The organism is Limnohabitans curvus (genome assembly GCF_003063475.1).
In the GTDB taxonomy this organism is placed as follows: domain Bacteria; phylum Pseudomonadota; class Gammaproteobacteria; order Burkholderiales; family Burkholderiaceae_C; genus Limnohabitans; species Limnohabitans curvus.
Map to the genome: position 1 here is coordinate 386,201 of NZ_NESP01000001.1, position 24,299 is coordinate 410,499.

Annotated in this window: 22 protein-coding genes and 2 tRNA genes; 10 read left to right on the forward strand and 14 right to left on the reverse strand. The window is 54.0% G+C overall.

Going from position 1 to position 24,299, the window contains the following annotated elements; all coding sequences use genetic code 11:
- Nucleotides 1–8: 8 nt before the first annotated feature.
- From tig to B9Z44_RS01750, 4 genes are all read right to left on the reverse strand, one after another.
- A complete protein-coding gene (gene tig / locus B9Z44_RS01735; protein WP_108401539.1) occupies nucleotides 9–1,319 on the reverse strand; it encodes a trigger factor in 1,311 nt (436 codons plus the stop codon).
- A 61-nt stretch (nucleotides 1,320–1,380) separates the two neighbouring features.
- Nucleotides 1,381–1,467: transfer RNA gene (locus tag B9Z44_RS01740), tRNA-Leu, on the reverse strand.
- Between the two features lie 52 nt (nucleotides 1,468–1,519).
- Entirely contained in the window at nucleotides 1,520–4,639 is a 3,120-nt protein-coding gene (locus tag B9Z44_RS01745; protein ID WP_108401540.1) for an efflux RND transporter permease subunit, read from the reverse strand.
- 7 nt (nucleotides 4,640–4,646) lie between these two features.
- On the reverse strand, nucleotides 4,647–5,738 hold the full coding sequence (locus B9Z44_RS01750) for an efflux RND transporter periplasmic adaptor subunit (protein ID WP_108401541.1): 1,092 nt from the start codon (nucleotides 5,736–5,738) through the stop codon (nucleotides 4,647–4,649).
- Nucleotides 5,739–5,833: 95 nt separating this feature from the next.
- Here B9Z44_RS01750 and B9Z44_RS01755 point away from each other — a divergent pair, with 95 nt between their 5' ends.
- The 3 genes from B9Z44_RS01755 to hpnE are packed head-to-tail and all read left to right on the forward strand — an operon-like array spanning nucleotide 5,834 to nucleotide 8,805.
- The gene (locus B9Z44_RS01755) at nucleotides 5,834–6,613 is read left to right on the forward strand and encodes a squalene/phytoene synthase family protein (RefSeq protein ID WP_108401542.1); all 780 of its coding nucleotides are present in this window, start codon (nucleotides 5,834–5,836) and stop codon (nucleotides 6,611–6,613) included.
- A gap of 47 nt (nucleotides 6,614–6,660) precedes the next feature.
- Entirely contained in the window at nucleotides 6,661–7,500 is an 840-nt protein-coding gene (gene hpnD / locus B9Z44_RS01760) for a presqualene diphosphate synthase HpnD (protein WP_108359934.1), read from the forward strand.
- An 18-nt stretch (nucleotides 7,501–7,518) separates the two neighbouring features.
- Nucleotides 7,519–8,805, forward strand: a complete 1,287-nt coding sequence (hpnE, locus tag B9Z44_RS01765; protein ID WP_108401543.1) for a hydroxysqualene dehydroxylase HpnE — start codon at nucleotides 7,519–7,521, stop codon at nucleotides 8,803–8,805.
- Here hpnE and B9Z44_RS01770 read toward each other — a convergent pair.
- Nucleotides 8,746–9,441 (reverse strand): HAD family hydrolase, encoded by a 696-nt coding sequence (locus B9Z44_RS01770; protein WP_108401544.1) that lies wholly within the window; start codon nucleotides 9,439–9,441, stop codon nucleotides 8,746–8,748. The two genes, hpnE and B9Z44_RS01770, sit on opposite strands and share 60 nt — an antisense overlap.
- 21 nt (nucleotides 9,442–9,462) lie before the next feature.
- Between B9Z44_RS01770 and hemH the strand changes: the two genes are divergently transcribed.
- Nucleotides 9,463–10,560, forward strand: a complete 1,098-nt coding sequence (gene hemH / locus B9Z44_RS01775) for a ferrochelatase (protein WP_211308670.1) — start codon at nucleotides 9,463–9,465, stop codon at nucleotides 10,558–10,560.
- A gap of 45 nt (nucleotides 10,561–10,605) precedes the next feature.
- Here the strand turns inward: hemH and B9Z44_RS01780 are convergent, their stop codons facing one another.
- From B9Z44_RS01780 to B9Z44_RS01795, 4 genes are read right to left on the reverse strand one after another with little or no spacing between them, the layout of a single operon-like run.
- On the reverse strand, nucleotides 10,606–11,304 hold the full coding sequence (locus B9Z44_RS01780) for a helix-turn-helix domain-containing protein (protein WP_108401545.1): 699 nt from the start codon (nucleotides 11,302–11,304) through the stop codon (nucleotides 10,606–10,608).
- A gap of 32 nt (nucleotides 11,305–11,336) precedes the next feature.
- Nucleotides 11,337–11,828, reverse strand: a complete 492-nt coding sequence (locus tag B9Z44_RS01785; protein ID WP_108359938.1) for a bactofilin family protein — start codon at nucleotides 11,826–11,828, stop codon at nucleotides 11,337–11,339.
- Complete coding sequence (locus tag B9Z44_RS01790; protein ID WP_108359939.1) at nucleotides 11,797–12,837, reverse strand: M23 family metallopeptidase; 1,041 nt, start codon at nucleotides 12,835–12,837, stop codon at nucleotides 11,797–11,799. Before B9Z44_RS01790 ends, B9Z44_RS01785 begins: the two co-directional genes overlap by 32 nt.
- 15 nt (nucleotides 12,838–12,852) lie before the next feature.
- Nucleotides 12,853–13,224: a bactofilin family protein gene (locus B9Z44_RS01795; protein ID WP_108359940.1), complete on the reverse strand. Its 372-nt coding sequence runs from the start codon at nucleotides 13,222–13,224 to the stop codon at nucleotides 12,853–12,855.
- A 267-nt stretch (nucleotides 13,225–13,491) separates the two neighbouring features.
- On the opposite strand from B9Z44_RS01795, the gene B9Z44_RS01800 reads away from it, so the two are divergent.
- The 6 genes from B9Z44_RS01800 (at nucleotide 13,492) to B9Z44_RS01830 (ending at nucleotide 20,665) form a co-directional block, all read left to right on the forward strand.
- Complete coding sequence (locus tag B9Z44_RS01800; protein ID WP_108401546.1) at nucleotides 13,492–14,328, forward strand: shikimate dehydrogenase; 837 nt, start codon at nucleotides 13,492–13,494, stop codon at nucleotides 14,326–14,328.
- A gap of 9 nt (nucleotides 14,329–14,337) precedes the next feature.
- Nucleotides 14,338–15,045 (forward strand): response regulator transcription factor, encoded by a 708-nt coding sequence (locus tag B9Z44_RS01805; RefSeq protein WP_108401547.1) that lies wholly within the window; start codon nucleotides 14,338–14,340, stop codon nucleotides 15,043–15,045.
- Nucleotides 15,038–16,336 carry a FecR family protein gene (locus tag B9Z44_RS01810; RefSeq protein ID WP_108401548.1) on the forward strand — a complete coding sequence of 433 codons (1,299 nt, stop codon included), beginning with the start codon at nucleotides 15,038–15,040 and terminating at the stop codon, nucleotides 16,334–16,336. The genes B9Z44_RS01805 and B9Z44_RS01810 overlap by 8 nt, the downstream gene beginning before the upstream one ends.
- Nucleotides 16,333–18,573 carry a CHASE2 domain-containing protein gene (locus tag B9Z44_RS01815; protein WP_108401549.1) on the forward strand — a complete coding sequence of 747 codons (2,241 nt, stop codon included), beginning with the start codon at nucleotides 16,333–16,335 and terminating at the stop codon, nucleotides 18,571–18,573. Before B9Z44_RS01810 ends, B9Z44_RS01815 begins: the two co-directional genes overlap by 4 nt.
- 554 nt (nucleotides 18,574–19,127) lie before the next feature.
- Nucleotides 19,128–20,207 carry a S8 family serine peptidase gene (locus B9Z44_RS01825; protein ID WP_108359946.1) on the forward strand — a complete coding sequence of 360 codons (1,080 nt, stop codon included), beginning with the start codon at nucleotides 19,128–19,130 and terminating at the stop codon, nucleotides 20,205–20,207.
- Nucleotides 20,208–20,353: 146 nt separating this feature from the next.
- Nucleotides 20,354–20,665 (forward strand): hypothetical protein, encoded by a 312-nt coding sequence (locus tag B9Z44_RS01830; RefSeq protein WP_108359947.1) that lies wholly within the window; start codon nucleotides 20,354–20,356, stop codon nucleotides 20,663–20,665.
- Between the two features lie 18 nt (nucleotides 20,666–20,683).
- Here the strand turns inward: B9Z44_RS01830 and B9Z44_RS01835 are convergent, their stop codons facing one another.
- From B9Z44_RS01835 to B9Z44_RS01845, 5 genes are all read right to left on the reverse strand, one after another.
- The gene (locus tag B9Z44_RS01835) at nucleotides 20,684–22,084 is read right to left on the reverse strand and encodes an EAL domain-containing protein (RefSeq protein ID WP_108401550.1); all 1,401 of its coding nucleotides are present in this window, start codon (nucleotides 22,082–22,084) and stop codon (nucleotides 20,684–20,686) included.
- Between the two features lie 152 nt (nucleotides 22,085–22,236).
- Nucleotides 22,237–22,425, reverse strand: a complete 189-nt coding sequence (locus tag B9Z44_RS15450; protein WP_425437136.1) for a S8 family serine peptidase — start codon at nucleotides 22,423–22,425, stop codon at nucleotides 22,237–22,239.
- Nucleotides 22,426–22,487: 62 nt separating this feature from the next.
- Nucleotides 22,488–22,721: a hypothetical protein gene (locus B9Z44_RS15015; RefSeq protein ID WP_146180573.1), complete on the reverse strand. Its 234-nt coding sequence runs from the start codon at nucleotides 22,719–22,721 to the stop codon at nucleotides 22,488–22,490.
- A gap of 177 nt (nucleotides 22,722–22,898) precedes the next feature.
- Nucleotides 22,899–22,991, reverse strand: a tRNA-Ser gene (locus B9Z44_RS01840).
- A gap of 24 nt (nucleotides 22,992–23,015) precedes the next feature.
- Nucleotides 23,016–24,284, reverse strand: a complete 1,269-nt coding sequence (locus B9Z44_RS01845) for an aspartate kinase (protein ID WP_108359955.1) — start codon at nucleotides 24,282–24,284, stop codon at nucleotides 23,016–23,018.
- Nucleotides 24,285–24,299: the final 15 nt, after the last annotated feature.

Sequence of the window (24,299 nt, forward strand, 5' to 3'; positions counted from 1 at the left end):
TAGGAGGATCAGGCTTGACCCATCAATTCGTCGAATGAAATCGCTTTGGCGGTGACCTTAGCTTTAGACAAGATGAAGTCAGTCACGTTGTCTTCAATGACGATGGCTTCAACTTCGCCCAAACGGCTCATGTCGCTGTAGTACCAACGCACCACATCGGCGGGCTTCTCGTAGCTAGAGGCCAGTTCTTCGATGTGCGCTTTGATTTGCTCAGCGGTGGCTTGCAAGTTGTTGGCGCGCACCAAATCAGCCACCACCAAGCCCATGCGCACGCGCTTTTCAGCTTGTGGGCGGAACACGTCGTCAGGGATTGGGGCTTTGTCCGCGTCTTTGATGCCACGGGCCTTGAGGTCAGCGCGAGCGCCTTCGACCATGCGGTCGAGTTCAGCTTGCACGCTGGCGTTTGGCAGGTCGAGTTCAGCTTTGGTCGCCACAGCGTCCAAAGCGGCTTGCTTGTTGCGTCCCAACAAACGGAACTTCACTTCGCGTTCCAAGTTTTTCTTGATGTCAGCGCGCAAGCCTGCCACGGTGGCTTCGGCCACGCCCAAAGACTTGGCCAATTCGTCGGTCACTTCTGGCAAGTGAGCGGCTTCGACTTTCTTCAAAGTCACCAAGAAATCGGATTGTTTGCCGGCCACGTCTTTGCCGTGGTAGTCAGCGGGGAAGCTCAGGGGGAAAGTCTTGCTTTCGCCTGACTTCATGCCGCGCACAGCATCTTCAAACTCTTTGAGCATCTGGCCTTCGCCGAGCAAGAACTGGAAGTCTTCGGCTTTGCCGCCTTGGAATGGCTCGCCGTCAATCTTGCCTTCGAAGTCGATGGTCACGCGGTCGCTGTCTTGAGCGGCACCGTCCAAGCCACGTTGGGCGAAGGTGCGGCGTTGCTTGCGCAAGATGTCGATGGTTTTGTCGATGGCAGCGTCCGTCACTTCGGCAGACACGGTTTCAACGTCAACACCGGCCATGTCAGCAAACTTCACTTCTGGGTACACCTCGAAGATGGCTTCGAATTGCATTTCACCTTCAGGCGCACCTTCTTTTTCAGTGATGCGGGGTTGGCCAGCAACGCGCAATTTGGCTTCGTTGGTCGCCAATTGGAATGCTTCGCCCACTTTGTCGTTCATCACTTCGAACTGGGTGGAGTAGCCGTAGCGCTGAGCCACGATGTTCATCGGCACTTTGCCTGGACGGAAACCGTCAATCTTGACTTGGCGTGCCACGCGCTTCAAACGCACGTCCACTTCCTTGGTGATGATGTCCACAGGCAACGACAAGGTGATCTTGCGTTCCAATTTTTCCAAAGTTTCAACAGTCACGGCCATGTGGTTTCTCCTAAATTGGCATGGTCAGCAGCGGCCTTGCGGCCGCTTGCTATCAATCAAATGGTGCGCGGGGCGGGACTCGAACCCGCACATCCTTGCGGACGTCAGGACCTAAACCTGGTGCGTCTACCAATTTCGCCACCCGCGCGGGTTTCTAAATAACAACGGGTGGTCAGGGTAGACCACCCGCTTGAAATCGGTCAGCCTTGCATTTTAGACGGCTTTTCGACCTTAAACCACGCCGCGTACATAGCGGGCAAGGCAAGCAGCGTCAAGACGGTGGCCACCATCAAGCCGCCCATGATCGCGACAGCCATCGGGCCCCAAAACACGCTGCGTGTGAGCGGGATCATGGCCAACACCGCCGCCGCTGCCGTGAGCACGATGGGACGCAAGCGTCGCACAGCGGACTCGACAATCGCCTCCCAGGCGGGCACGCCGCTGGCACGGTCTTGCTCAATTTGGTCAATCAGGATGACCGAATTGCGCTGGATCATGCCCATCAAGGCAATCACGCCGAGCAAAGCCACGAAACCAAATGGGCGGTTCAGCGCCAGCAAAGCACCGGCCACGCCAGCCAAACCCAACGGGCCGGTCAAAAACACCAACATGGCACGGCTAAAGCTGTGCAACTGAAGCATCAGCAAAGTAAAGGTGATGAACAACATCACCGGCATGCCTGCCGAGATAGAGCTAGAACCTTTAGAGCTTTCCTCCACCGCGCCCGCCACTTCAATGCGGTATGACTGGGTGTCGGTCTCCATCCACTTGGCTTCCAGCTTCTTCAGGTCTGGCAGCAGTTGCTGCGTGACCGTGGCGCCTTGCAGGCCTTCAATGATGTCGCATTGCACAGTGATGGCGTATTCACGGCCTTCACGCCACATCACGCCCGGCTCCCAAGAAAACACGGGTTTCACAATTTGCGTGGCCGGAATCATGCGGCCTGATGCGGTGGGGATGTAGGCATTGGTCAAGTCACTGATGGCATCACGCTCATTGAGGGGTTGACGCAGCACGATGTCGATGAGCTTGTTGTCCTCGCGGAACTGCTCCACGGTCGAGCCCACCAACAAGGTGCGCATGGCCTGTGCAATGGATTGACTGGTCACACCCAAGGCACGCGCTTTGGCTTGGTCCACCTCCAAGCGCACGACTTTGACCGCTTCGTTCCAGTTGTCGTTGACACCACGCGTGGATGAGCTGGCACGCATTTGCGCCTTCACCTCATCGGCGCGTGCTCGCAAGACTTTGGGATCAGGCCCGACCACGCGGAACTGCACGGGGTATGGCACAGGTGGGCCATTGGGCAATAGCTTCACACGCGCACGGGCTTCTGGAAATTCTTGCGCCAGCATGGCAGGCAAAGCCAAACGCAACGACTCGCGGCGCTCCAAGCTCTCGGGTATCACCACAATTTGCGACACATTGCTCTGCGGAAACACCTGGTCCAGCGGCAGGTAAAAACGCGGCAGACCCGAGCCAATCCATGTGCTGACCGTTTTCACGCCCTGCTCTTTGAGTAAACGCTGCTCCACGGCCTGCGTGACAGCCTCGTTGGCTTTGAACGCCGTGCCTTCAGGAAACCACAAGTCCACCAAAATTTCAGGGCGGCTAGAGTCTGGGAAGAACTGCTGCTGCACACGCCCCATGCCCACCAAGCCCAACACGAAAATCAGCAAAGTGATGCCAATCGCCTTCCAGCGGTATTCCACGCACCAAGTCACTGCTGTGCGAAAGTGGCGGTAGAACGGGCCATCAAACAGCTCGTGTTCACCTCCGTGCTCGCCATGGGGTTTGACCTGCAACAGCAAAGTGCCCAAATACGGCACAAAGTACACCGACACCCACCAGCTCAGCACCAGCGCAATCACCGTCACCGCAAAGATGGCAAAGGTGTATTCACCCACCGTGGACTTGGCCATGCCAATCGGCAAAAAGCCTGCTGCGGTGATGAGCGTGCCCGTCAACATGGGCATGGCAGTCACTTCATATGCAAAGGTGGCGGCACGCACGCGGTCGTAGCCCTCTTCCATTTTGCGCACCATCATCTCGACAGCGATGATGGCGTCGTCCACCAACAACCCCAACGCAATGATGAGCGACCCCAGCGAAATTTTGTGCAGGCCAATGCCCCAATAGTTCATGGCCAAGAACGTCATGGCCAACACCAACGGAATCGTGATCGCCACCACCAGGCCTGGGCGCATGTCCACATACCAACCGTAGCGTCCGCCTTTGTGCAAACCCAAGGCCACGAAGCTGACCAACAACACAATCAACACCGCTTCAATCAGCACTCGCACAAACTCACCCACCGACTTTTCAACGGCTTTGGGTTGGTCTTGCACCTGCACCAAACTCACGCCGATGGGCAATGTTTTCTCAATGCGTGCCGTCGCGACCTCTAATGATTTACCCAGCGCAATGATGTCACCGCCTTTGGCCATCGAGACGCCCAATGCAATGACAGGCTTGCCTTGGTGATGAACCTTGACGGTGGCTGGTTCTACATAGCCGCGAGTAACAGTGGCAATGTCACCCAGCTTGAGTTGCTGGCCCGAACTGCCGCGAATGGGCATGGCACGCAACTGAGCTTCGGTTTCAAACTGGCCACCGATGCGCACTTGCAGCACATCCAGCGGCGCTTGCACGCTGCCCGCGTTTTCTACCGCGTTTTCTTGGCTGAGTTGCGCCAAGACCGCGCCCACATCGAGACCGAGTTGAACCAAGCGCTTTTGTGGAATTTCAATGAAGATTTTTTCGTCTTGCACACCAAACTGCTCGACCTTGGCCACATCGGGCACACGCAGCAGTTGCTGACGCACATCGTCGGCAAACTTCTTCACCTCTGCAGGGGTGAAGCCAGGGGCGTCAAGCGCATAGATCACGCCATACACGTCACCAAAATCATCGTTGAAAAACGGCCCTTGAACGCCTGGCGGCAAGGTGTAGCGCATGTCGCCAATCTTCTTGCGCACCGCGTACCAAACACCAGGCACATCGCTGGGTTTAGCGGCATCTTTTAGTTGAAAAATAATTTGCGATTCACCTGGCTTGGAATAGCTGCGAATCTTGTCGGCATGCGGCACCTCTTGCAACGTGCGCTCAAGCTTATCCGTGACTTGCTCGGCTACTTGTTGTGCGGTTGCGCCTGGCCAATACGTGCGCACCACCATGGCGCGAAAGGTAAACGGTGGGTCTTCGTCTTGGCCCAGTTGGAAATAGGCGGCCACGCCCAAAATCATCAACACGACCATCAAATAACGCGTCAGTGCAGGATGGTCAAGCGCCCATTTGGAGAGGTTGAATTTATCGTCCATGTTCAACTCACTTCGCCGCGCCAAAGATCGACACTTTTTGGCCTGCGGTCAGCACATGCACGCCAGAAATCACCACTTGATCACCGTTTTGCAAGCCCGACGTGACCACGGCATCGTTGCCTTCGGCGGTGTTGACTTCAATGGTTTGCGCCTTCACGGTCATGGTGTTGGGATCAAGCAGCCACACCGATGTGGCGCCCGCTTCCAAACGCAATGCGCTGGTCGGCAACTTGATCGACTTCACGGCCACAGCATCCCCCAGCGACAACGTGACCGTCACGGTAGACCCCAGCACAGGCGTGGCCTCTTTTGGCAAGGCAGCCTTGACCAGAAAGCTGCGCGTCACCGTGTCAGCACTGGCTGACACATCGCGCACCACGGCTTCTAGAAGTTTGCCGTCTACCCACTGTCGAACCTTGACTTTGGCGCCTGTCTTCAACAAACCCAGTTTGTCTTCTGCCACGGAGAACACCACATCACGCGGGCCATCCAGCGCCAAGCGCACCACGGGCTGGCCTGCAGCCACCACTTGACCTGCACTGGCGTCCACCGACGTCACAATCCCTGCGCCATCGGCCAACAACCGGGTGTAGCCCGATTGATTGCCCTGCACCGAGCTTTGTGCCTGGGCTTGCTTCCACTGGGCCTGGGCTGAGATGTAGGCGGCCTCGCGGCGCTGCAACTCGGCCACGCTGATAAAGCCCTGCGCGTGCAGATCTTGGTAACGTTTGAAATCCGCACTCGCCACATCACGGCTAGATTGGGCAGCCACCAGTTGGGCGGCAGCGGCATCGGCTGTCACGCGGTAGTCTTGTGGGTCGAGCTGCGCCAGCAACTCACCGGCCTTCACGCGCTGGCCAATTTCGGCTGGGCGGCTCAGCAATTTGCCAGCTACACGAAAGCCAAGACTCGATTCCACGCGGGCGCGAACCTCTCCTGAGAACTCTAAATCCATCGTCGACCCGGATTCGCCCACGGTCAACACTTTCACAGCCCGCACAGGCTCTTGAGGTGCTGGCCCTTTGCCGCATGCAGCCAAAGTCACAGAAAAAAAGAAAGCCAGTGCAATGCGTCTTGAAGGCAAAAATGGGGACAACATAAAGTATTTGTTTTGTTAATGACTGATTGGTTATTAATGTATCCGATTTGGATTCGCCCCTAATTTACAAGGGGGAACGACAATAGGTATTACTTATGTCAAGCATTGAGCACTACGAAAACTTCCCCGTCGCATCTTGGCTGTGCCCTGCACATTTGCGCCCCGCCGTTCAAGCGCTGTATCACTTTGCACGCACAGCAGATGATTTGGCCGACGAAGGCCACGACCCCGCGCACCACCGCCTTGAAGCGCTCGGAGAATACCGCGCAGACTTAGCCAACAGCCTCAGCAGCGCCACCACGCCTAGCCAGCGCTGGCCCCAGGTCTTTGACCCACTGCAACGCGCCGTGCAGCAATACCAGTTGCCAACACAACCCTTGTTCGACCTGCTCGACGCCTTTGAGCAAGACGTGGTCTACACCAGCGTCGGTCAAGGCTACCGAGACCGCAGCGAACTGCTGGACTATTGCCGCCGCTCAGCCAACCCCGTGGGGCGCTTGATGTTGCACTTGTACGGCGTGAGCGACAACACCTCGCTGGCACAAAGCGACGCCATCTGCACAGCACTGCAACTCATCAACTTTTGGCAAGACCGTGCAGAAGACCTGCGCCGTGGCCGAGACTATTTACCGCTGGGCCAGACGCTGGCAGAAGAACTTCGCTTTGCCCGCGCGTTGATGCGGGAGGGCGAGCCGCTGGTCCACCGCGTCAAAGGACGTGCGGGCTGGGAGCTGCGTGCCGTGGTGCAAGGTGGCTTACGCATCTTGGACAAGCTGGATGCACGCGTTGAAACCGCAGACCACACACAACTTCAACGCCCAACGCTGCAAAAAACAGACGCCCTCCGCATCCTCTGGCGTTGCATTCGCATGTGAAGCCAGGCGACTGATGCCTGATCGGCGTGCCCGATAATCAGGCACACATGACACCTCAAGACTACGTTCAGCAAAAAGCTTCTGCTTCGGGCAGCAGCTTTTATTACGCCTTTCTTTTTCTACCCCCTCCACGCCGCGCCGCCATCACGGCGTTTTATGCCTTCTGCCGTGAGGTAGATGATGTTGTTGATGAGGTGACCGACCCAGGCGTCGCCGCCAGCAAACTGGCGTGGTGGCACAACGAAGTGCGCCAAGCCTTTGCAGGCAAACCCAACCACCCCGTGACCCAAGCGCTGATGCCTTGGGTGGCGGAGTTCGGCATTGAAGAAGCCTCGTTGCAATCTGTGATTGATGGCTGCGAAATGGACCTGACGCAAACCCGCTACCTCGACTACCCCAACCTCACGCGCTACTGCCACTTGGTGGCAGGGGTCGTGGGCGAAGTCTCAGCCAAGATTTTTGGCCAAACAGAGGCGACCACCACCGCCTATGCCCACAAGTTGGGCCAAGCGTTTCAACTCACCAACATCCTGCGCGACGTGGGTGAGGACGCTCTGCGTGGCCGCATTTACCTGCCCGTCAGCGAGCTGCAACTGTTCGACGTGAAAGCCCACGAAATTTTGAACCGCGTGGACTCGGACCGTTTTCAGGCACTCATGCAATTCCAAGCCGCACGCGCACACGCCTTGTACGACGAAGCCTTGGCTCTGCTGCCCGCGAACGATTGGAAGCATCAAAAACCGGGTTTGATGATGGCCAGCATCTACCGCACCTTGCTGCGTGAGATCGAAGCCCAGAAATTTCCCGTGCTCAAGCAACGCGTGGCCCTCACCCCGCTGCGCAAACTCTGGCTCGCTTGGAAGATGCAAGCGCTGGGCCGCTTCTAAACCGCCCTGCCTCGTGTGATGAAGCAACTGACCATCGTGGGTGCAGGCTGGGCCGGTTTGGCTGCTGCCGTGGCCGCCACCCAAGCGGGCTGGCAGGTCACGCTGTTTGAAGCCGCACCGCTCGCGGGCGGTCGCGCTCGCAGCTTGCAACAAAACTTTGCAGACAAGCCCCTGGACAACGGCCAACACGTGTTGATTGGCGCGTACCGCGACACCCTCGCCTTGATGCGAACCGTGGGCTTAAATCCCGAGGCCCTGCTACAGCGCCTGCCACTTGATCTGCGCTTCCCCGATGGACAAGGCCTGAGCTTGCCCGATTGGCCCCTGCCATTCAACCTGCTCGCAGGCGTGGCCCGCGCAAATGGCTGGTCCTTGAAAGACAAAGCCAGCCTGATACAAGCCTCATGGCACTGGCAACGCACGGGCTTCACATGTGACGACACATGGACCGTGGCGCAGCTTTGCGAAGATGCGCGCTTGAGCCCTCGCGTGATGCAGCAGTTGATCGAACCCTTGTGTCTATCCGCGCTCAACACGCCCTTGCATCAAGCCAGTGCCACCGTGTATTTGCGCGTGCTGCAAGATGCATTGCTGGGTGGATCAGGCAGTTCTGACCTGCTTGTGCCTCGCATCGATTTAGGGGCCTTGCTGCCAGATGCTTGTTTGCAGTGGCTCAGCACACAAGGTGCCGACATTCGTTTAGGACAGCGCATCACAGCTGGCGCACTGGAGGCCTTGACTCATGCAAACTCCCCCACACAAGCCACCCTCTTGGCCTGCCCGCCGTGGGAAGCAGCCCGCCTGAGCGCCGACCTTGCACCCAAGTGGGCTTACCCATGCGCGGAGTTGCAGCACACCGCCATTGCCACCGTGTATTTGCGTTGCACAGATGCTGGTTTTGCGGGACTCCCCAGGCCCATGATGGCGCTGTACAGCGATGCACAAGCCCCTGCACAGTTTGTCTTCGACCGTGGCGCATTGACCGCACAACCTGGCTTATTGGCCGCCGTCGTCAGTGCCTGTTCGGCAGAGCGCGATGAAGTGACCGAACAGGTGTACGACCAAGTGTGCGAGCAACTTGAACTGACGAATCTGGAAGTGGTGCAAACCGTGGTCGAAAAACGTGCGACGCTGGCATGCACGCCGCTGCTGAATCGGCCCGAACCCTTCATCGCACCAGGACTTTGGGCCTGCGGTGACTACATTTGCGGCCCCTACCCCTCCACCCTCGAAGGTGCGGTGCGATCAGGCCAACAAGTAGTCACACAGCTCAGCCAAATGGCTGACCGTCAGCGGCTGGGCTAAATCATGCGGCCAATCGTGGCCTTGGGTGTTGACCCACGCGGTTTGCATGCCTGCAAGGAGGGCGCCCAACACATCGGTCGTGGCGTCATCACCTAAGTGCAACACTGCCTCAGGTGGCAAATTCAGCTGCGCCGCTGCCGCATGAAAAATGCGCGCATCAGGTTTGGCCACACCAAAGACTCGCGCGCTGACCGCTGCCTGAAAGTACGGTCCCGCCTCTGTGCGAAACACATCGGCGTTGCCGTTTGACAACCCCACCAAGGGGTAACGCGCCGCCAAGCGTGCCAACGCGGGTTGCACACCGTCATACAGCTGCACGTTCTGGCGCTCCGCAAAAAACACCTCAAAGGCGGCATCCGCCAAATGTGGTGCTTCACCAGCACGCAGCAAGCTTTCGCGAATGGCTTCACGGCGCAAAAAAGTCAAATCATGCGCTTTGTCGGCGTGGCGCTGATTGATAGCCGCACGGATCGCTTGCTTCACGCCAGGCTGCGCGCACAACAACGCAGTTTGCGGGGCGTGCAACGCCAGCCAATCTTGCAAAACCACCTCTGCGCGCGCGATGGTGGGCCAGACCGGCCATAAGGTGTCGTCAAGGTCTAGGGTTATGGCCTGGATTTTGGAAAGGTTCAACATGCTGGGCGAGAATACCGCATCATGATCAAACCTGCCTTCAACCCCGAGCCGCCCTTTGCCCACGGCCAAACACCTCGCACCGCGGTGCTGTTGTGCAATTTAGGAACACCCGATGCACCCACCGTACCCGCCGTGCGCCGTTACCTTGCCGAGTTTTTGGGAGATCACCGCGTGGTTGAAATTCCCCGTTTGGTGTGGATGGCCATCCTGCACGGCATCATCTTGCGCGTGCGTCCAGCCAAATCGGCAGCCAAATACGCCACGATTTGGACCGCAGAAGGCTCGCCTTTGAAGGTGTGGACAGACAAACAAGCGCAAGCACTGCAAAACGTGTTCAGCGCCAACGGTGAAGCGGTCAGCGTGCGTTACGCCATGCGCTATGGCAACCCATCGATTGCCAGTCAACTCGACGCGCTCAAGGCTGAAGGCTTCACCCGCATCTTGGTTGTGCCAGCCTATCCTCAGTACTCGGGCACCACCACGGCCAGCGTGTTTGATGCGGTCTACCACTGGGGCTTGCGCAGCCGCGTGTTGCCAGAGTTCCGCTTTATCAACCATTACCACGACCACCCCGCTTACATCCAAGCTTTGGCAGAGCGCGTGCGTACACACTGGGCGACTCACGGGCAACCCGAGCGTTTGGTGATGAGCTTTCACGGCGTGCCTGAACGTACCCTGCACTTGGGCGACCCTTACCACTGCGAGTGCTACAAAACAGCACGCCTATTGGGCGAGGCACTGGGCCTGAGCAAAACGCAATACATGGTGACCTTCCAATCCCGCTTTGGTAAAGCCAAATGGCTGGAGCCCTACACCGAGCCCACCCTGATTGCACTGGCACAACAAGGTGTGAAACGGGTGGACCTGATTTGCCCAGGTTTCACCAGCGATTGCTTAGAAACTTTGGAAGAAATTTCACAAGAAGCACAAGAAGCGTATCTACACGCAGGTGGTGAGGTGTTCCATTACATCCCCTGTTTGAACGACAGCGCAACATGGGTGCAAGGCCTGTACGAACTCAGCAAAACACACATGGGTGGATGGCCGATGCAAGCGCCAGACGCTCAGCCATTAGCCACCAGCCGTCGAGAAGCTTTGACCTTGGGCGCTAAAAACTAAAAAAGCCGCTGAAAAGCGGCTTTTTGAATTGCAAGGCAAAGCGAATCAAGGCGCCTTACTTGCTGCGGGTGCGGGTGCAGGCGTCGCCACAGCAACAGGTGGGTTTACCAAAGATGCTGGTTTTTGAGCTGTGGGGACGACCACAGCTTCTATAGAAGCAGAGGCGTTGGAGGCTGGCGCTTCTGCAGCGCTTGCAGCGTCTGCTGCCTCGGAAGGAACAACTTGCAAAGGTGGCGCAGGCTCAGCAGCGGACTCGTCTTGTGGCTGCATGTAAGCAGCCACCGCCAACGCTGCCGCAAACAAACCTGCAATGACCCAAAGTGATGTTTTGGATTTTGTTTCTTCTGGCTGAGCTAAAACAACTGGCTCTTTGTCGGAGGCAGCGATTTGCGCAGAAGGTTCGGCAGGTTCAGCGATCGGGTTCTGTGCAGGCGCGGCTGTCGCAACGGGCACAGCGGGAACATCAGCAATCAACGGCTCTTCAAGTGCGCTTTCGGCTTCAAGCGGTTCAACCACTCGGCCAAAGACTTCTTCGGCCGAGACACCCAACAAGGCGCCAACTTTTTTTGCAGCGGTTGCTTTCACGGCAGCGCTGTAAAAAGCACTCATGCCGCCCTCTTCCAACTGGCGAATTTGTTTGACCGACATGCAAGAGCGGATCGCCATATCGCTCACAGCCCAGCCTTGGGTTTCGCGACGAAGGCGTAACAAATCGCCGTTGATGAAGAGTTCTTCTTGGCTCATAAACACACGAGGCGTGACGCCGTCTCAGTGAGTTACTTGACCAACAAGAGTTCGCCCTTGATGGACGCACCCTTTTGAACCGACAGGGTTTGGTACACCACATGACCATCCACAGAAGCAGACGAAGTCACGATCAACTCATTACAAGTTGCAGTACCAGAGAACTTACCTTTGATGTGCAAGCTGCTGCAAGTCACAACACCTTCGACTTGGCCGCGCGCACCAATGGTGAGCTCGTCCACTTGAATTTGGCCGTTCAAGGCACCTTCCACGTGAATGGCGCCTTTGGCGGCAATTTCACCTCGGAACGAGAAACCTTCGCTCAGGATAGAGGGCTTGGTGGCAGTGGTTGAAATCATGTCCATCATGCTGGTTCGTTGGTTAGATGTAGGGGTAGGCGTTGCGACTGCAGGTTGTTGTTCCGACACAGTCTCGTCAACCTCGGATTCAATTTGCTCGTCGTCGACGGCAGACGCATTGGTTTGCGACAAATTAACGTTGTTGGTTTTGGATTTGTTGAACATATTGTGCCGTCCGTATAACTTTTTGTGGATTGACTGGATAACCACCAATCAATATTTCCAAATGCAGGTGCTTACCTGTCGACGAAGAACCTGTACTGCCGATATTACCCAGCACAGATTCGTTAGTGACTTTGTCACCCAACTTCACTTCGATATTTGCCAAATGCGCGTAGAGCGACTCCACACCGTTGGTGTGGCGAACCACCACGGTGTTGCCGTATTGCGTATGAAACTGAGCTAGCACCACAACACCCGGTTTAACAGGATGAACTTTTTCATCACCTGTCTGACTCAACAAGTCGAGCCCCGTATGAAAGTGTGTTTGTCCAGAAATAGGATGACGGCGAACACCAAAGTCGGATGTCACGCTGTAATTGGGCACCGGCATCACACTAGGCAATGCGTACAGAACTTCGCGCAAACCGCGGTTGGTTGACAACTCATCAGCCACTTTACCGCGGAGCAAGGGATTGCTCTTGACATCGTCTTCCAAATTGAAACCACCATTTGCAGCATTCTGCTGAATGATTTTGACAATTTTTTCCGTCAAACCAGAGGACTCAAGTTGTGACTTCATGGTCACGTTTTCTTGAGAAACCGCGACCATTGAGGTATCCACAAAACGACGAATGCTCATGTCTCGGTCACGGATGGTCTGGGCCAACGACACCATTTGCTCGTCGCTCATACTCAGTTGGTCGGTACCTTCCGAATCTGAAGCGCTGCTGAGCAACGCGCGATAAACCTCTTCGTGCGAACGCTCTAGCTTCGCTCGACTCAACATGAGACTGATGCTGGTTGCAAACAGCACCGCAATCGCCACCAACATAGCCCCCGTCGCCAAAATGCCGCCACGCACCAAAATGCGCTGCATACGACCACTGACGTTGAGGTAGTGAAGATCCCCGTTTTGCTCAAGAATGATGCGCGCATCTTCATACTGACGCACCCACCCATTGGACACAAGTCCAGGGAGCATGCGAACAGTGGAAAAGAGTCGACGCAACATTTAAACCGCAGTCAGTTAAGCAGCAGTCGAGCCGCCAACGTGTACGACGGGACCGTTGGCATCTTGACTCAAGGTGCCTTCGATTTCGCCGCCTTTTTCAATTTCAATTTCTGAATATTGAACTTTGCCAGCGATCTTGCCGGTGGAGCGAACGATCAGGCTCTTCTCGGAAATGATGGTGTTGTGGAGCTGACCACGCACGTCAATGACCTTGGCCGAAACTCGCCCTGTGATCTTGCCCGTTGGGCCGATCAACACTTCTTCTGCAGTTAAATCTCCCTCAATCACGCCATTGATGATGGCTTTTGAGGGAACAGTGAACGTACCTTTGACGACAACGCCGTCACCGATAACAACACTTTCGAGCGAATCAGATTGATTAGACATATGGACTCCTTGCTCAAATTTTAGCAAACAAACCACCAAAAACTACATTAATTCCAATTTATTGTTGTTTATTTGTTAAGAAAAGTTCATTGAACGCAACCACTTAGCGTATTTTTTGAATGTGCTTCCTAACTCTTGAGCAACTGGAATTCGATATAAGTATGAAAAGCATAGAAGCCGCACTCACCACAGAACACTTAGGTGCCAGCGGCAACAAAAGACACGCGTTCATTAGCTACCATCGGGTATCAGCTTTCATCATTCACCATGAACAACACATTCACCATGGCGGGCGTCATGGGATGGCCCGTGGCTCACTCTCGCTCCCCTGCCATTCATAACCACTGGATTCGTCAATACAACTTAAACGGCGCTTACGGCCTATTTCCGGTCAATCCCAACCATCTCGAAGCTGCCATTCGAGGCATCCAAGCCTTGGGATTGGCAGGTTGCAACATCACCATCCCACACAAAGTGGAAGCGATGAAATTCATGGACTGGGTCGACCCACTTGCCCAACGGATGGGTGCCATCAACACGATCGTGGTGCAACCCGACGGTGCCTTGCACGGCTTCAACAATGATGGGTTTGGCTTCTTAGAAAGTCTGCACGAAGCTCAGCCAGGCTGGCACGCAGGCGCTGGCCCAACCGTCATTTTGGGCGCTGGTGGTGCAGCACGCGCCATTGTGGTGAGCCTTATGGATGCAGGCGCCACGGAAATCCGACTTCTCAACCGCACACGCAGCAAAGCTGACGAATTAGCGCAAGAATTTGGTACACCCGTCGCTGCTTACGATTGGTCCGAGCGCCATGAAGCCTTGACGGGAGCCGCCTTGCTGATCAATACGACCAACCAAGGCATGCATGGCCAGCCTGCATTGGACATTGAGCTCACGCAATTGCCAACCACGGCCTTGGTGTCCGATGCGATTTACATCCCCTTGGAAACATCGCTGCTTGCTACGGCCCGATTGCGTGGCAACACAACGGTGAATGGCCTCGGAATGCTCTTACATCAAGCGCGACCAGCGTTCCGCGCTTGGTTTGGCGTCATGCCAGAAGTGACCCCCGAACTACACCAAGCCATCATCAAAACCTTCTAAAATTGATCTATGTACATCGGACTTTTAGAAGACGAGCCTCACCTCGCACAACATGTTTGTGAAATTCTTGAGAATGCAGGCCACACCACCAGCGTTTTCAACAATGGCACAGACATGGTCAAAGCCATTGGCCGTGACACCATCGACTTGTTTGTGCTCGACTGGCGAGTGCCTCGCATGTCCGGATTAGAGGTGCTGAAGCACATTCGCAACGTGCGAGGACTGAAAGAGCCAGTGCTCTTTCTCACCAGCAGAACAGATGAGCAAGACATCATTGAAGCACTCAATGCGGGTGCGGATGACTACTGCACAAAACCAATTCGCCCCCAAGAGTTCCTCGCTCGCGTGACCGCTTTGTTGCGCCGCACCTACCCTGATCGCAACGACCAAGACACCACACGCCGTGTGTTGAACTACGTTTTCAACAAGCTTGACAACTCTGTCTACTTCGAGAGCCAACACATCAGCTTGTCAGAAAAAGAATTCAAACTGGCTTTGTTTCTATTTGAAAACCATGAACGCGCCGTGTCACGCGAAAGACTGATGCAAGAAGTTTGGAATGGCGAAGGTGACGCACTTTCCCGTTCGCTCGACGTGCATGTCTCTTGGCTGCGCAAAAAACTCGATCTTGCAGCAACATCGCCTCACTTGCGGCTCAAACCCATTTACGGATTTGGTTATCGACTGATGGCAGTCAACGGAACCCCTGATGCGTAAAGCATGGGCACTGTTAATGAGCGCGATTTGGCTAACAGCCGCGCATGCGCAACAACCAGACAAGACCGTTGAACAACCCCTGATTGTTTACAAAATACAAACAGGTGACACCCTCTCACAACTGTCCCAGAAATACTTGCGGCAGCCCGCAGACCTTACCGCAATTCGAAGTTTGAATCATCTGCGCAGCATTGACTTGCTGCCTGCGGGGGAACTCCTCAAGGTGCCTCGAGAGGCTGTCAAACAAGACCCATCACATGCCACCATCATCAGCATCTCATGCGCAAGGATGATTCGTGCAGGTAGCCCGCTCAAGCCCATCTATATCGGCACTGTTTTGGAAGAAGGCGTGGTAATTGACATCCCTGCCGAATGCCATGTCGCGATGCGACTTGAAGACAGTTCCATCATTCGACTACCGTCTAGCGCCGCCATCAAAATTTCGGTGTTACGCAAAAATGCGATGGAATCAAGCCCCGAAGTGCAACTCGACTTGGTACGTGGTCGCGTCGAGCTTGAGGTCTACAAAGGCCGCTCAAAAACCACACCTTTTGAAGTTCGTACGCCACTGTCCATCACAGGCGTACGAGGCACCGAATTTCGCGTGGGTTACTCACCCATCGATCAAGTGGGCCAATTGGAGGTCATCGGAGGTGTCGTTGACACCAAGGGCGTGAACGACACCCAATCGCAAGCCATCACCAAGGGGCAAGGCGTACCATTCGACAAATCAGGTCAAGCCATGCCCGTGGAACAACTGTTGACGGCACCTGCGTTTGAACGCGCAGAACTTATCAATCACACACAAGCGTCCTATGTCATCAAGCTGACGGCAAATGCACAGGCCAATCGCTACGTGGTCCTGAGTGCAAAGAGTGCAAATCTGCTGGGAGAACAAAACGCCCAAACCCTCAAAGCCCCAGAAATCATGGCATCGAATCTGAGCCAAGTTGCCACTTTTTACCAATTCGCATCTGTTTCTAACAGCGGGCTGATGGGTACACCTCGGCAATATGGCTTTTGCACTGTTTCTGGAGAGCCCAAGTCAGGCCGTTGCCGCGCTGTCTTTGAAGCCCCTTTGGCAGATGGCGCAATCATCACCTTCTCACTCATCAAGCATGAGCCAGAAACGGCGCAAGAGATGGTCTCAACCAAACAACTGCAAGCACGTAACGGACGCTTCGTGATTGAAGGTTTGCCAACGGGGCGCTACACATGGAGCATGTCCTACAACACCACCAAGCAATCGGGCTACTTTGATCTGATTGCATTCACCACCACAGCGCCTTGAACAAACACACCGAACGCAAGGCACGCCTACGTCGTGAGTGGTGGCTCACGACAGCAGTTGCGTTGGTTATGTTGGCGTTACTTGTATTGGGCGACCTCGCTCGCCCCATGGGCAACGTGCTGTATGACCACCTGATGCGCCTGCAGGGGTTTAGAGCAACCCAAAATATTGTCATCATCGCGGTAGACGACAGGTCGCTGCAAGAACTCGGAGGCTGGCCTCTTCAACGCAGCCAATACACCGAATTGTTGAAACGCCTCGACGACAACTGTTGCCGCCCCAAAGTCATTGGCTTGGACTTGCTGTTCTTAGACCCAAGCTCCGATGACCTGGCGCTTGCTGAAGCCATCAAACAGCACAAGGCGGTGCTGCCTTTGGCCTTCAAGGTACAGGAGGACAGCCCGTCATCACTGCAAGCCATCGACCCAGTCGCGCCCTTGAATGAAGCCGCCACATTGGGTCACATCAACCTATCTTTTGACACCGATGGTGTGATTCGGGGCATTCACACGCATGAACAAGGCTGGTCTCACTTCGCACTGGCACTTCATGCAAAAGGAGAAAACAAGAACGCAACCTCAGCCCAATCGGGGCACTATCGCCGCTTTCGTATGGTCGATCCACGCGTTGGTTTTCCCATGATTTCGCTTGCTGATGCCCTTGAGAACAACATCAGTCGAACATTACTCAAAGACAAATATGTGTTGATTGGCGTCACCGCACCAAGCTTAGGTGACAGATATCCAACCCTGTACTCTGGCAAAAACAACGCCAGCACACCGGGCGTGGCCGTGTTGGCTAGCGTACTCAACGCCTCGTTGAATGAGGCCTTGATCGACGAGGCGACGCCGTGGACCCTCTTCGCATTGACCCTCATTCCAATGCTCCTCATGCTTCAAAGTCTGGTCATGCTGCGCCCACGCCAATCCCTGATATTGGCCGTGCTGCTGATCATCAGCGGCATTACCACGAGCTATGCTTTGCTCACGTTTGCAGACTATTGGGTAGACCCTGTCCCGTTTGTGTTGATTGCCCTCTTACTTCAACCCCTATGGGCATGGCGCAGACTAGAAGCCATTGTGAATTTGGTGCAAGACAAAGCAGCAGATCTGCGACAGTTTCAACCCGCGGAAAGAACCAGTGCGGCGATGAAAGCATCGCGGGAAGTTGTGCTGCAACACGCCAAGTTACTTGACCACGCCGTGGCATCCGCGCGTTCCGAGCTGGACTTTTTATCCGTTGTCATTGATGAGATGCCCGATACGGTCCTGATTTTTGATACACAAGGACAATTACTCCTGAGCAACCGAAAAGCTCAACAGCTGTTCGATTCAAGCCTTATCACCGACTGCCAACTGACGGAGTTTGCAAAGCGCTTACAACTACCACTGCGCGCATTCTCCAATGCGACGGATGCAACACAAGACAGCACGCAACAAACGATCTTTCAACTCAACACCCGGCTTGGATTGCGAGATTTCTTCCTCAAAACCACCCTGCTTCGCGCGCCTTCGCGCAGTGATTTGCAGTTGCTGATCTTCACGGACATCACTGACTTAAGGCAATCACAAACACAACGTGATCGTGCACTGCAATTTTTGTCACACGACATGCGAACGCCAATTGCATCTATCTTGTCACTGACGCGCACAACCACTGAGAACACCCCAGAAGACACGCCACGCGAGAAAATAGTCAGCCACGCCCACACCCTGCTTCAAATGATGGATGACTTCATCCTCACCATCTCCGCAGAGGCCTCGACATACAAGGTGCAGCCGGTCTTGCTCGACAACTTGCTGAATGACAGCTTGGAACAAGTCGCTGACTTGGCTGAAGCCAAAGATATCAAACTACGTGACGAAAGCGAGATCTCTGACATCTTCGTGATGGCCAATACGCGTTTGCTGGTGCGCGCTTTGGTAAATTTATTGTTTAACGCCATCAAATTCGCCCCCACAAAGAGTGCCATTCGCGTTCAATCGCGCGCTCAGCACAGCTTGGAAACGTCAAGTACACAAGTCACCATCACCATCTCCAACACCGTCGAGGCAAATGCCGACGCCCACGACTTGGTACCGCTGATGCTCGGATTCGGTTTAGGACTTGATTTCGTAGACAACGTCATCCACAAACACCATGGTGTGATTGCTAGAAATATTCCAAACAATGGCGTTGCAACCGTTCAAGTTACACTTCCTTGTGAAATTTCGCTAGCACAAACGCATCACCTATAAGAATTCACCTTACAATAAAAATTAGAAAAAATAATTTTAAAGTATTCATTTTTTATTTAAAACGGTAAAATCTCCAACCTTATGAGATGGCATCCGTACATATTAAAAAAATGCGTCATTGCTGTGCTTGGCTCTGTGTTCGCTTGTCAAGCGACTTTGGCCAACCCAATCTGGCATTGCTCTCGCAACGAAATCCAGATTGCAGATGCGTCCGACAATTTCACACTGGCGTCTTTGACCGTTGAGCGAGAGGTCATTCGCCTCTCACTGCGGGATTTGTACGCTGTTTACCAAGGCGCGCATGTCCGATTAACTGGAGGCATACCTTTGTCGGCCTGCGTGATTGGCGATCACGACTCCAGTCTGACGAAGATAGCGTTGCAATCCATTGGCTCACCATCTGGGACGATGAAAGCACTGTCGAGCCAAAGTGCCATCACGAAAAGCAACATTCATGTGGTTCACAGCGAATCCGCCATGTTGACTTGCATCACCAAACACCACCCCGCACTGGGTTATCTATCGAAAGCGACTGACACCGAGACTGTAGGGCCGTGCTTCTGAGACGTCTTTTTTCAGCAGCGTTGCTCATCGCTGCATTCTCAACGAGAGCAGCACAAGATTTACCTTGGCATTTGGGTGCGCTCGACAGCAAGGCCTCAGCCCCTTCGGCCATAGGCACAAACAAAATTCCTCCAGGCCCGCACCCCATCGTTGTTGCAGTCATCGACAGTGGCATCCTTGCCAGCCACCCTAGCCTCAGCGGACAACTTTTGCCAGGGTACGACATGTTGTCAGCCCCCAATAATTTACGCGGAGGTAGATCAGCAGACTTCAGCCCAGATGAGCGCGATGCACGCTGTGGCCAACGCCTGATCTCTGGCGCATTCAGAACACATGGAACAGAGGTTGCAAGTCTGATTGCATCCAACGGCATCTATGGGGCTTATGGCGTGAACCCCTCCGCCAAAATATTGCCTATCCGGTTGTTTGGTGCATGCAACATGTCGCGCATGGACTTATTAGATGCCATTGCCTGGGCCGCAGGGCTGTCTGTCACTGGCGTGCCAGACAACCCTAACCCAGCAAAAATCATCAACATGAGCATTGCCGGTGGGCTTTCCGTCTGCGGTTCAGATTTGCAACGCTTGATCAACCGAGTGATTGAAAAAAAAGTCTTTGTCGTTGCAGCAGCGGGAAATAACTTTCATAAACCGTTACCTGAACCCGCAAATTGCGATGGCGTCATCTCGGTCGGCGCGCTTGATGCAGAAAACCACATTGAGGTTTACTCTGCGCTAGACCCACGAACGGTTCTGTACGCACCGGGCGGTGGCAAGCACCTCTCATCAGAAGCTTATTGGGCCGTTAATAAATTAATGGTTGCCACATACGACTTAGATTTTTTAGGGAAAGAAACATCAACGGCTTTGGAGCGAGGTGTGGGCACAAGCTTCGCGGCGCCCGTGGTTGCTGGCTTTATATCGCTATGGCTGTCTTACAACCCAAACAAGCAGCCCTCAGACCTATATCGAGAACTGCCTAAATTTCTAAGACAAGTTGAACCACTCAGCAAGTGTGCAGAATGCGTTCCGAAAGGACTGACAGCCAACGCAGGAATAAGACAGCCATGAAACGGCCATTACTTCTCACACTCCTGATAAGTTGCTCAGCTATAGCTGATCCTGTTTGGCACTGCTCACGTAATCCATCATCTGAGACTGCAGCATCAAATACTGTGCAAGAGGATCAATTTTCATTAGCCTCATTCAACTCATCCATGGACGTCATAGGCGTGTCCATCAGCGACTTGATTGACGTCTATTCCGGCGTCCCCGTTCGCATCGGTGGGTTACCTTTATCGGCTTGCTTCATGCCTGGCAATGAAAACCTCACCTCAGCCGCGTTGACATCACTTGGACTTCAACCTGCTGCAATTCAAGCCTTGGCGAGAAGAAGCGCCATCATTCAAAGCAACTTACATCTTGTGACGAATGACACGCAAATGCTGTCGTGTATTGCGCGACATTTCCCTGCCGTTGGGTACTTGGATGAGCCGCACGAAACTCAAGACTTGCAACCATGCTTCTAAAAAGAACGCTTTCTGGCTTTAGGCCGCAGAAAATCCACTCGCTTTGCTGCCATTGCCATGCATGTTGAATGCATCACCTGCTGACGCTGCAAACGGGCGAGCGACCAAAAAATTCTCAAACTCAGAAGCGGTCATTGGCGAATAGAAGTAAGAACCTTGCCCGAAAATGCAACCCATACGTTGAAGTGATGAACGCTGCTGCGCTAGCTCTAGCCCATCAGCCATCACCTGAACATCATGCGCCAACGCTTGGGTAATTGTGGCGTGAACCAATTGATCAACCTGCGCGTCATGGCACATGCGTTTGACCAATTTACTGTCTAGCTTCACTTTGTGCACTGGCAGTACTGCCAGTAAGTCAAGTGACGTTTGAAGCAACCCAAATCGATCCACCGTCACACTCAAGCCCTGCTCGGCAAAGGCTCGTACATTCGCGATGGCCTTGTGCTGATGGCGTTTCAAAACAGATTCATTTACCTCAAGTTCTAACAACTGATGGGGGTACTGAGTTTGTGCACAGACAGCGCGTATCTTTTGTGCAAACACTGGGTTCTTAAACTGAGCGGCGGTGATATTGAACGTCAGAATCAACGGCCCATACTGATGCTGCCAAGCCTCAGCTTGCGTACACGCAGTTGTCAGCAGCCAATCCTCGAATGGCAAACAAATACCATTCTTCTCAGCCAACGTCACAAAATCTGCGGGCGACACGTGCATCGTCTGTCCAGAAGGATGATGCCAACACACCACCACTTCCATGCCAAACAAACCGCCATCGCTAAGGCGTTGAATAGGTTGGTATTCCAGGCTGATATCTGCGTCAAACATGGCAACAGTCACTGCATGCGTCATATCAAACGGAGCAACACCTTGGTCATCAGCCCCGTCGGTCGGCACTTTTTGAAACCGTACCTTGAGGCGAAACTGCTTGATGAGTACATAAATCACGGTAGGTACGATCAACAAGACGCCCAACCAAGTCATGATTCGCAAGTAGATCGGCCACAAATTGACAGAGAGGTGCAAATTGGCCACGATCAAGCTATCAAAAGTAATCGGGGCCATCACATGCACTTGGTTTGGATCACTGACCGCTGACGCCAGCTCAAATGAAGCGGACATCGGCTCTAATGCCTTCCCGGCTTTTGCATAACTGGCGATAGATGCGCCTTCGGCACTCAAAAGCTCTGCCGACTCAACGCCTGGGTAGCTCTCTAGGGCCTTCATCAGGATCTGAACCTGCTGCGTGTCATTCACCAATAAAGCAGGCAAGATATTTTGAGCAACCGAATGAACCAAGACTTCGTTGCGCTCAATGATGCAGTGACGCACGGCATTGAAGACCAGGAACGAAATGACTACCAAAGTGCCAAGTACAGCAGGCACTAAGACTGCCAACTTCATATTTTTTTTGCTCATCAACTTCTCCGAACGAATCGATTTCGAAGAATTTTAGAAATCAACTTGTAGTAACAATGATAAATCTTGTTAAGTCAAAATGACGAAAAAGAATACTATATTTTACTTTTTCACATGAAAGCCAAAGTAAGTTGAACTTGTTGAGTTAACAATTACTGAGGCGTGACAGGTGTCATGGTCAAGCCTTTGGGCGTGCAATCTAAACATTTATCCGTCGGATTCACAGCGCGAGAAAACTTCGGCAACTCGCTCATGAACTCTGCAGGACTCATCTCTGGCCGTTGCGACAACAACAAGGACAAAAAGCCAGACACCAGCGGTGCAGCGTAGCTGGTCCCCACGCCGCGGTCAGCCCCCAAATGCGTTTCATCGCCTTTGCGATTGACATCAAACGACGCTATTTTTAATTTATTGTTGTGCCATGGGGCACTACCCCTGCTTTGGATGCTTGATGATCCGAAGACTTGGTTTGATCGTGATGGTGATCAGCAGCCTGATGATGCGAATGGTCGACAGTTGCTTGGGCAACCGAAGAAGCAGTACCAACGTGACAGAACATTTGAGTAACCGCAGCCATACCTTGCAATGGAATTGCAAGAGCAAGCAGACACATCACTAAAAATCTGACGGTTTTCACAATTTGAATCGTAGCAGGGTTTCCACGTTGAGACAAAGCCCCCGACTGCCCGTCGGGAGCAAGCTAGTCATTGCCTAAATAGAAAAAAGCCCTGTGAAAGCGATCCCTCGCCGCAAGCCCGCACAGCGTGGGACTGCCAAAGAAAAAGCCCCTGATTACTCAGGGGCTCAAACTAGCTGGCGGAAACGGAGGGATTCGAACCCTCGATGAGGCTCTACACCCCATACTCCCTTAGCAGGGGAGCACCTTCGGCCACTCGGTCACGTTTCCAGCAGGTGCGTATTATGCCTCAACTTAAGCCGCAGGCTGATCCAAATCGAAAGCTTTGTGCAACGCGCGCACAGCGAGTTCCATGTATTTCTCATCGATCACCACAGAGGTTTTGATTTCAGAAGTCGAGATCATTTGGATGTTGATGCCCTCTTCGCTCAATGAGCGGAACATCTTGCTGGCCACACCCACATGGCTGCGCATGCCGATACCGACGATAGACACTTTGCAAATCTTGGTGTCGCCTTGCACATCGCTTGCGCCCAAGGCTGGCAACACTTTGTCTTTCAACAAATCGGTGGTGCGCGCGTAGTCGTTGCGGTGCACGGTGAAGCTGAAGTCGGTTTTGCCATCCTTGCTGATGTTTTGGATGATCATGTCCACTTCAATGTTGGCTTCGGCCACAGCACCCAAGATTTGGTACGCGATGCCTGGTTTGTCGGGCACGCCGACCACAGAAATTTTGGCTTCATCGCGGTTAAAAGCGATGCCCGATACGATTGCTTGTTCCATTTTTTCGTCTTCCTCAAAGGTGATCAACGTGCCTGATTTGGCTTCTTCGTTGATGTCAATGTCCCACGCGGTGAAGCTGGACAACACGCGCAGCGGCACCTTGTATTTACCTGCAAACTCGACCGAGCGAATTTGCAAAACTTTGCTGCCCAAAGATGCCATCTCCAGCATCTCTTCGAAACACAGTGTTTCTAAGCGACGGGCTTCAGGCACCACACGAGGGTCGGTGGTGTACACACCATCCACGTCGGTGTAAATCAAACACTCTTTGGCTTTGAGGGCTGCTGCTACGGCCACAGCCGAGGTGTCAGAGCCGCCACGCCCCAAGGTGGTGATGTTGTCGTGTTCGTCTTTACCTTGGAAGCCCGTGATGATGACCACTTTGCCAGCATCCAAGTCGGCACGAACGCGCACGTCATCGATCGACTCAATGCGAGCCTTGGTGTAGGCGTTGTTGGTGCGAATCGGCACTTGCCAACCGGCGTAGCTGACCGAAGGCTGGCCTTCGGCTTGCAAGGCGATGGCCAACAGCGCCGAAGACGCTTGCTCGCCTGTGGAGGCCAGCATGTCGAGTTCGCGGTTGTAGGCCGAGTCGGCTTTGGAGGGGGCCAATTCTTTGGCAAGGCCGAGCAAACGGTTGGTCTCGCCGCTCATCGCGGAAGGAACCACCACCATTTGGTGACCCGCACGGGCCCACTTGGCCACGCGCTTGGCGACGTTGCGAATGCGCTCTGTTGAGCCCATCGACGTACCGCCGTATTTATGAACAATCAATGCCATATTTATTTAAAAGTG